The organism is Pedobacter sp. (genome assembly GCF_031119335.1).
GTDB lineage: Bacteria > Bacteroidota > Bacteroidia > Sphingobacteriales > Sphingobacteriaceae > Pedobacter.
In genome coordinates this window covers 384,632-392,616 of record NZ_JAVHXT010000002.1, presented here as the reverse complement: position 1 = coordinate 392,616, position 7,985 = coordinate 384,632, and the positions used below count along the sequence as shown (strand labels likewise).

The following is a 7,985-nucleotide window of genomic DNA, read 5'->3' as shown; positions in this document are numbered from 1 at the left end:
ACGATAATAGCCTTAACTCTTGAAGCAATATCAGACATAATTTTATAATTTAATGGTTAAATAATTCTGTGCAAAGAAAAATAAATTCTAACACATTTCAAATGTTTTTATTTCTCTAACAATTTTAGGCTCTTAAAAGCCAAAGTAAAATTAGTTTTATAATTTCGTAATTCTAATAAAAAAATACATTTTGAACAAAACTTATTTAAAACTATCTCTCGATCTAGATTTTGTCTTGATTGCCATCACAGCATCATTAAAAGACTATGTTTTGTGCCACAAGATAAACAACAATTTAGGTTTTGAGTTTTGCAAAGTTGACGACCACGAAGTTTATTTTAACACAGATGAGGCACCGTTGGCCTTTTCTAAATATTATTTTTTTGTTGAAGAAGGAGAGCGAGAATATTATTTGGTGAGCAATAGAAATAGTGATGGGTTTTTAGTGCCAGAAATGAACAAGGTTGATTTTTTTATGGTTATTCACCAATATATAGACAAGGAAGATCTTAATTTTGTAATCAGTAGTCTTAATAAAATGTCTGATATACAGGTAGCTGCGCAGATAGATGTGAAGAAATTGAAGTCGAAAGAAAACTTGGTAATGTAAATTTTATAATCGTTAGTGTAGTAAATACACTATATTTGAATATCAAATCAAACAGAATAGTATAATCAATGCTTAAACAATTCGCGTACGTTGGTTTTGTTTAAGCTTAATAACAAGATAATTTTAATGAAACCTTTTCATTCAAGAACTAAAATCGTAGCCACTTTGGGTCCAGCATCGGCAAAGCCAGATGTATTGTATAGTATGTTTAACGCAGGTTTAGATGTTTGCCGTTTAAACTTTTCTCACGGTTCTCAGGCAGATCATCAAGCTGTTATCGATACCATTAGAGATATCAATAAAAAACATAAATATAATGTTGGCATCTTGGCCGATTTGCAAGGTCCGAAAATTAGGATTGGAATGGTTAAAGATGGCGGGATCAACCTTGTTAACGGAAGCAAAACGATCATTACCACAAAAGAGTGTATCGGTAGCGAAGAATGTATTTACATTACTTACGAAAATTTTCCGAAGGATGTAAAAGCTGGCGAAATTATTCTCTTGGATGATGGTAAACTGCAAATGCGTGTACTAGAGACCAACTATAAAGACGAAGTGGTTTGTGAGGTGGTGCACGGTGGTATCTTAACTTCAAGAAAAGGAGTTAACTTGCCAAACACTAAAGTTTCTATTCCTTCTTTAACTCCAGAAGATAGAAAAAACCTAGATTTTGTTTTAGAAAGTGATGTGGAGTGGATTGGTCTTTCTTTTGTGCGTAATGCGGCTGATATTGTAGAGCTAAAAGATGTAATTAAGGAAAGAGGTAAGACAGCAAGAGTAGTTGCCAAGATTGAAAAACCTGAAGCTATCGCAAATATCGATGAAATTATTGCAGTAACTGATGCGGTGATGGTTGCCCGTGGAGATTTAGGTGTGGAAATGCCAATGGAGGAAGTTCCTTTGTTGCAAAAAATGATTGTAAACAAATGTAGGGCGGCTTCTAAGCCAGTAATTATTGCTACTCAAATGCTAGAAAGCATGATTACTACACCTCGTCCAACTCGTGCAGAGGTAAATGACGTGGCAAACTCGGTACTTGATGGTGCTGACGCAGTGATGCTGAGCGGTGAAACTTCAGTTGGTGAATTTCCTTTAATTGTGATTGAGACGATGCAGAAAATCGTTAACAACATAGAGCAAAACAACTATCCTTTCCACTCAGATAAGTTTTTAAAACCAAAATCTGACAGTTTCTTAGGAGATGCAGTATGCGATTCGGCTTGTTTCTTGGCTAAACAAACAGATGCGGTAGGCATTGTAACGATGACTTCAAGCGGATATACTGCTTTTGAAGTAGCTAGTCACCGCCCTGAAGCACCAATTTTTACTTTCACTAGTAATGAGAGTTTATTAAATACCTTGAGTTTAGTTTGGGGTGTTAGAGGTTTCTTCTACGATAAATTCGAAAGTACAGATAGAACCATTGAAGAGGTTAACGATGTATTAAAGAAGAAAAAGTTAGTTAAAAAAGGAGATGTAGTAATTAATACTGCAGCAGTTCCTTTAGAAAAAAGAAGCAGAACCAATACTGTTAAGGTTACCGTAATAGAATAAAAGTTTCTTACTTATAGATCTGGGCCCTGTATTTATTTAATGCAGGGCTTTTTTGTGAATATGATCTACGAAATAAAGTGCCGAATAAAGTGCCGAAGCAAATTACGAGGATTTAAATTTGGATCGTTAATCAGTTAGACTTAAATTAAGATAGCGAAGATAGCAAAGGTGAAGAACAAGCCAAATATGCCCCAAAATACCAGTCGCAACTCATATAGGTCATCATTATCTGGCTTAAATTTTTTCGCAAAGTAAACAGTTGCAATAGCCAATACATATAAAGTGAGAGCAGTTTCCATGTCTGCTTGTAAGTGCTTGATTATGTGTTGCAAAGATAGTTGTTTTGTGCCCGTGTTGATTGAATTACTTCCTAACATTTTGTAGTTCTGAATAAATAAGTTAATATCGTTTGGTATGAAAGACAGCATAAAAACATTTTATCCTAAAACAAAGCAAGAATGGCGTAAATGGTTGTTAGAAAATTATCAATCTGAGGATGCGGTTTGGCTTTTATCATACAAGAAAAAATCAGGCAAACCTGGGGTAAACTGGAGTGATGCTGTGGATGAAGCGCTTTGTTTCGGTTGGATTGATGGGATGCGAAAATCTGTGGACAAGGAAAGCTTCGTTCAGTTTGTTTGCAAGCGGAAGCCTAAAAGTGGTTGGTCTAAAATCAACAAAGCCAAGGTGGAACATTTGATAGCAGATGGCTTGATGACAAAAGCGGGCTTTAAAAGTATTGAAATTGCCAAGCAAAATGGTTCGTGGAGTTTCTTAGATGAGATTGAAGAATTGACCGTGCCGCAAGAATTAACAAATGCCTTTGAGGCAAATCCTGATGCTGAAGCATTTTTCAACTCTTTGAGCAAATCGGTGAAAAAAATGATGTTACATTGGGTTGTTTCTGCCAAACGACCAGAAACAAAATTAAATCGCGTTGGTGAAATTGTAGAAAATGCGTTAAAAGGCAAAAAGCCACCGCGGTTTTAAATCAAAACTTGTATCATTATTAATACGATGTGCACGATTGAGCAAAGTCCATTATTTTAGATGTTTATTTCAATTTAAATGAAAAAATCAATACTAACCATTGGTGCTATTTTAACCGTTTTTACTTTGAAAGCACAAAATAAAGCCTTAACCGAAGCAGATTATGCTAGAGCAGAACAATTTCTTGGCTATAACATAGAATCCTTTGTAGATGAAGGCGCCAGTAGACCAATTTGGGTAGTCAACCAATTTTGGTATTTAAGTAAAACTGATAAAGGAAACCAGTTCTTATTATTAGATCCTGCATCTAAAACTAAAGTACCACTTTTTGATCATCAGCAGTTGGCGGCAGCGCTTGGGAAAGCTACGGGAAAGACGGTTGATGCAGCGAAATTGCCATTTCAGAATTTGGCTTACGATTCGAAAACCGAAACCATCAGATTTGCAACTGGTGAACAAGCTTGGAGTTACAACATTAAAACCAATGCACTAACCGAAAGCAAAGAAAATAGACGCGAACAAACTAGAGGCAGAATGGGTGGGCTTTCAGAATCTATATCGCCCGATGGCAAAAAAGCGATATTTATTAAGGATTGGAACCTTTGGGTAAAAGATGTAGCCTCTCAAAAAGAAACACAACTAACTTTTGACGGTGTTAAGGATTACGGCTATGCTACAGACAACGCCGGCTGGACAACTAGTGCTAGAGCAGTGGTGAAATGGTCGCCAGATTCAAAAAAAGTAGCAACTTACCAGCAAGACGAACGCCATCTAAAAGATATGTACTTGGTGACGACCAATGTAGGTTCGCCGACATTAAAAGCTTGGAAATATCCTTTGCCGGGCGATAAGGAAATTGCCAAATTGCGTAGGGTAGTGATCGATGTAGAAAATGCTAAGGTTGTTAACTTGCAAATTCCCTTAGATGAACATAGAAGTTCGTTAAGCGATGATATTAAAGATGGTGGCGAACTGGCAGATGTAGATTGGAATGCTGATGGAAGTGAGTTTGCTTTTTTATCGACCTCGAGAGATCATAAAATTTCTAAGCTGCAAATTGCGAATGCTACAACTGGCGCAGTTAGGGATGTGTTTACAGAAACGGTGAAGACGCATTTCGAATCGGGAGTGAGATCTATCAATTGGCGATACCTACCTAAAACTAATGAAATTTTGTGGTATTCGGAGCGTGATAATTGGGGACATTTATATTTATACGATGCGAAAACAGGCAAGGTAAAAAATCAAATTACTAAAGGAAATTGGCTGGTAGGTAGATTGCTGCAGGTTGATGAGAAAAATAGACAGCTCTATTTTACGGGCTATGGCCGCGAGCAAGGAAATCCTTACTTTTCTTATTTGTATAAGATTGGTTTTGATGGAAAAGGACTTGCTCTTTTAACACCAGATTTAGGCAATCATCAAACATCATTCTCTCCAGATTTTAAATTTATTATAGATACCTACTCGCAACCGAATGTGCCGAGTGTTACCGTTTTACGAGATATAAAAGGCAAAAAAATAGAAGAGCTGGGCAGAACAGATGTTTCTAGATTGCAAGGAAAAGGTTGGAAAGCTCCAGATGTAGTGAAATTAGTCGCTGCCGATGGTACGACAGATATTTATGGCCTAGTGTTTACGCCAACGAAAATGGAGGTAGGCAAGAAATATCCAGTGGTAGATTATATTTATCCTGGTCCGCAGGGTGGAAGTGTGGGTAACTGGTCATTTTCAGCAACTAGAGGCGATCATCAAGCTTTAGCCGAGCTTGGCTTTATTGTGGTGCTGATAGAGGGAACGAGCAATCCGATGCGCTCTAAGAGCTACCACGATATGAATTACGGCAACATGGGCGAAAATACCTTGCCAGATCAAATTGCTGGCATTAAACAATTGGCAGAGAAGTATCCGATAGATATTGACAAAGTTGGGATGTGGGGACACTCGGGCGGTGGTTTTGCAACTGCAGCTGCTTTGTTTCGTTATCCAGATTTCTTTAAAGTAGGTGTATCACAAGCGGGCAACCACGATAACAGAAACTACGAGGACGATTGGGGCGAGCGTTATAATGGCTTGCTAGAAAATTCTGATTACGAAGCGCAAGCCAACCAAACTCATGCTAAAAACCTAAAAGGAAAACTAATGTTGGCCCACGGAATGATGGATAACAACGTGCCTCCTTATAATGTGTATTTGGTAATTGATGCTTTAAACAAAGCAAATAAAGATTACGATTTAGTGCTTTTTCCGCATAGCTCTCATGGTTTTGGAGCTTACAATCCTTACATGATGCGCCGCCGTTGGGATTACTTTGTAAAGCACTTACAAGGTGCGGAAACTCCGAAGGAGTATAATTTAAGAGGAGCTAATCAGGAACAGAGATAAAACTAAATAACGTGAGCTATGGGTGTTTATGTTTATTAGTTTCGAGTATTGTTTAAAGTTGTCTTAAAAGCTGATGCTGAAATAAATTCAGCATGACGAAACGCCCATATCCCGTCACCCTGAATTTATTTCAGGGTCTGTTAAGCTAGATTAAGACCCATAATTCACGTTGAATAATACGTCATCTCGACCTTTTGGAGAGATCTATATCATATTTACTCAATCGGATAGACTTACGAAGTTTTTAAAACTTCGTAAGTCTTCAAAATTTATTTACTTTTCCTTTACCGCCGCCACCATTTTTTCGGTAACTAGCTGTGTGTTTTTGTTACCAAAAGAATTTCTGATATAGTTCATTACGTCTGCAATTTCATCGTCTGCAAAACCAGAAGGAGGCATCGCGTTATTGTAATCAACACCGTTTACTTTTATGGCGCCTTTCATGCCAAACTTAACGGCGTGAATAGACTTTTCGGGATATTTGGTCAAGAAATCAGCTTTTGCTAAAGGCGGAAATGTCCCTTTTACCCCTTCGCCGTTGGCTAAGTGGCAAGTGATGCAGCTTTCTTTGTATAGTTCTTTGCCTCTTACAATGCTTTTGTTCAGCTCGTCTTGAGCGTTTGAAAAGAAAGCAAGGGCGTATATTGCTCCGCAGGTAATGATTGATATGATTTTCATTTCAAAGGCTTTGTCGTCATCTCGACCGTAGCGGAGAGAGCTATCTATTTGCTATATAGAATTCAAAGATTTAGCTTTGCTTTCTTTCAGTTCTCCACTCGCTTCGTTGCGGTCAAAATGACGCGATAATTAAGATTTCGGACTAATTTTCACAATTGAACCACTGCTTTCTACTACTACATAGATATTTCCGTCTGGCCCTTGTTTTACATCTCTCACTCTTCCTATTTTATCAAAGATGATTTCCTTTTTTACCACTTTATTTCCTTTGATAATTAAGTGTTCTAAGTTTTGGAATTTCAACGAGCCTACCAACAAATCTCCGTTCCAATCCTTAAATTTCGGACTATTTACAAATGTCATTCCGCAGGGAGCTATAGAAGGTTTCCAATAGATAACCGGTTGTTCCAATCCAGGTGCTTCAGTTTTATCAGATATAATGGAGTTATCGTAATCAATTCCGTAGGTAATTAAAGGCCAGCCGTAGTTTTTGCCTTTTTCAACAATATTCAGTTCATCTCCACCTTGTGGGCCATGTTCATGTGCCCAAATAGTACCGTTAGTTGGGTGCATTACCAAGCCTTGCGGGTTTCTATGTCCGTAGCTCCAAATTTCCGGCAAAGCATCTTTAGTTTTTACGAATGGATTATCTGTCGGGATTTTTCCATCTTCATGCAAACGCACCATTTTGCCTTGTGCCTTGTTCAAATTTTGTGAATTTTCTTTTTGCCCACGCTCACCTAATGAAAGAAAAACGTAGCCTTTGTTATCGAATAAGATTTTGCCACCAAAGTGAACGCCACCCCTTACATTTGGACTTGCTTTGTATAAATGTTCGATGTTGGTTAATTGATGCCCGTCTAATTTTGCACGCATTAATGCTGTATTGGCGCCATTATCGTCACCAGCTTCTCCTTCTTTTTTAGGAGAAGAATAACTGATGTAAATCCAACCGTTTTCTTTATAGTTTGGATGAAGTACCACATCTAATAAACCACCTTGGCCACGGTAGTAAACTTTCGGAATACCAGTCACTTCCTGCGGGTCTAAAGCTCCGCCTTTTACAATTCGCAGTTTACCACTTCTTTCGGTAACCAAAACTCGTCCATCAGGTAAAAAAGCCATCGCCCATGGCATATTTAAGCCAGTAACAATAGTTTCAGATTTTAAATTTTTCTCAGTAAGGTCTGTATTGTTTGGGTTGATATTGCAATTGCTCATTAATAAGCCAGATGCAACTAGAACACCTAGCATTAAGAAAAGCTTGGACGGTTGTTTAGCAAATTGAAGTTTCATGTGTTAATAATGATATGTTTAGTTGCGATATGTTGTCTTCATATTCTTTAGCGTTTTCGGAAACATGACGACTTCATAAAGCATAATTTCTCTAAAGATATTAAATTAGGACATAGATAGTTCGATGTAAAAAGAGCTTTACAAAAAAGGCATGGAAACTATCCATGCCTTTTGTTCTATTGACCGCGTTTGCGCTCGTTGTCTTTGTTAGACGTTTGGTCTGAACGTTGACCACCAGCATTGGTGATGCCGTTCATCCGTTTTGCCTGTTTAGTGTCGTGATGTGCTCTGTCGGCTATTGAATTATTGTGCATTGAGCCGTTATTTTTTGGAAGATCTGTACTTTTCATGATTTCTAAGTTCTAGGGTTAAAAATTAGTTTATAAAGTAACCCTAGAACTGATATTTAGTTTTGATAAAAAGAAAAACGCTCCCGATAATCAATATCAGGAGCGTTTCGATCTATGTT

8 protein-coding genes are annotated in these 7,985 nt (G+C 37.6%); 4 read left to right on the top strand and 4 right to left on the bottom strand.

All coding sequences use genetic code 11. The features are described from left to right. Positions 1–190: 190 nt before the first annotated feature. Together REI64_RS03895 and pyk are read left to right on the top strand one after the other, a co-directional pair. Positions 191–610 (top strand): IPExxxVDY family protein, encoded by a 420-nt coding sequence (locus REI64_RS03895; RefSeq protein ID WP_308848784.1) that lies wholly within the window; start codon positions 191–193, stop codon positions 608–610. A gap of 126 nt (positions 611–736) precedes the next feature. Further along, positions 737–2,167, top strand: a complete 1,431-nt coding sequence (gene pyk, locus REI64_RS03890) for a pyruvate kinase (protein WP_308848783.1) — start codon at positions 737–739, stop codon at positions 2,165–2,167. 140 nt (positions 2,168–2,307) lie between these two features. On the opposite strand, the gene REI64_RS03885 is transcribed toward pyk, so the two are convergent. Then, the gene (locus tag REI64_RS03885) at positions 2,308–2,499 is read right to left on the bottom strand and encodes a hypothetical protein (RefSeq protein ID WP_308848782.1); all 192 of its coding nucleotides are present in this window, start codon (positions 2,497–2,499) and stop codon (positions 2,308–2,310) included. An 82-nt stretch (positions 2,500–2,581) separates the two neighbouring features. Here REI64_RS03885 and REI64_RS03880 point away from each other — a divergent pair, with 82 nt between their 5' ends. Together REI64_RS03880 and REI64_RS03875 are read left to right on the top strand one after the other, a co-directional pair. Further along, entirely contained in the window at positions 2,582–3,157 is a 576-nt protein-coding gene (locus REI64_RS03880) for a YdeI/OmpD-associated family protein (RefSeq protein WP_308848781.1), read from the top strand. Positions 3,158–3,235: 78 nt separating this feature from the next. After that, a complete protein-coding gene (locus tag REI64_RS03875) occupies positions 3,236–5,542 on the top strand; it encodes a DPP IV N-terminal domain-containing protein (RefSeq protein WP_308848780.1) in 2,307 nt (768 codons plus the stop codon). A 273-nt stretch (positions 5,543–5,815) separates the two neighbouring features. Here the strand turns inward: REI64_RS03875 and REI64_RS03870 are convergent, their stop codons facing one another. From REI64_RS03870 to REI64_RS03860, 3 genes are all read right to left on the bottom strand, one after another. Next, positions 5,816–6,220, bottom strand: coding sequence for a cytochrome c (locus tag REI64_RS03870; protein ID WP_308848779.1), 405 nt, complete (start codon positions 6,218–6,220; stop codon positions 5,816–5,818). Positions 6,221–6,349: 129 nt separating this feature from the next. Next, on the bottom strand, positions 6,350–7,516 hold the full coding sequence (locus REI64_RS03865; RefSeq protein ID WP_308848778.1) for a PQQ-dependent sugar dehydrogenase: 1,167 nt from the start codon (positions 7,514–7,516) through the stop codon (positions 6,350–6,352). Positions 7,517–7,692: 176 nt separating this feature from the next. After that, positions 7,693–7,866, bottom strand: coding sequence for a hypothetical protein (locus tag REI64_RS03860; protein ID WP_170311298.1), 174 nt, complete (start codon positions 7,864–7,866; stop codon positions 7,693–7,695). Positions 7,867–7,985: the final 119 nt, after the last annotated feature.

Excerpts from the sequence above, each read along its gene's own strand:
- pyk (WP_308848783.1), top strand. The coding sequence starts at position 737 with ATGAAACCTTTTCATTCAAGAACTAAAATCGTAGCCACTTTGGGTCCA.
- REI64_RS03880 (WP_308848781.1), top strand. The coding sequence starts at position 2,582 with ATGAAAGACAGCATAAAAACATTTTATCCTAAAACAAAGCAAGAATGG.
- REI64_RS03875 (WP_308848780.1), top strand. The coding sequence starts at position 3,236 with ATGAAAAAATCAATACTAACCATTGGTGCTATTTTAACCGTTTTTACT.
- REI64_RS03870 (WP_308848779.1), bottom strand. The coding sequence starts at position 6,220 with ATGAAAATCATATCAATCATTACCTGCGGAGCAATATACGCCCTTGCT.
- REI64_RS03865 (WP_308848778.1), bottom strand. The coding sequence starts at position 7,516 with ATGAAACTTCAATTTGCTAAACAACCGTCCAAGCTTTTCTTAATGCTA.
- REI64_RS03860 (WP_170311298.1), bottom strand. The coding sequence starts at position 7,866 with ATGAAAAGTACAGATCTTCCAAAAAATAACGGCTCAATGCACAATAAT.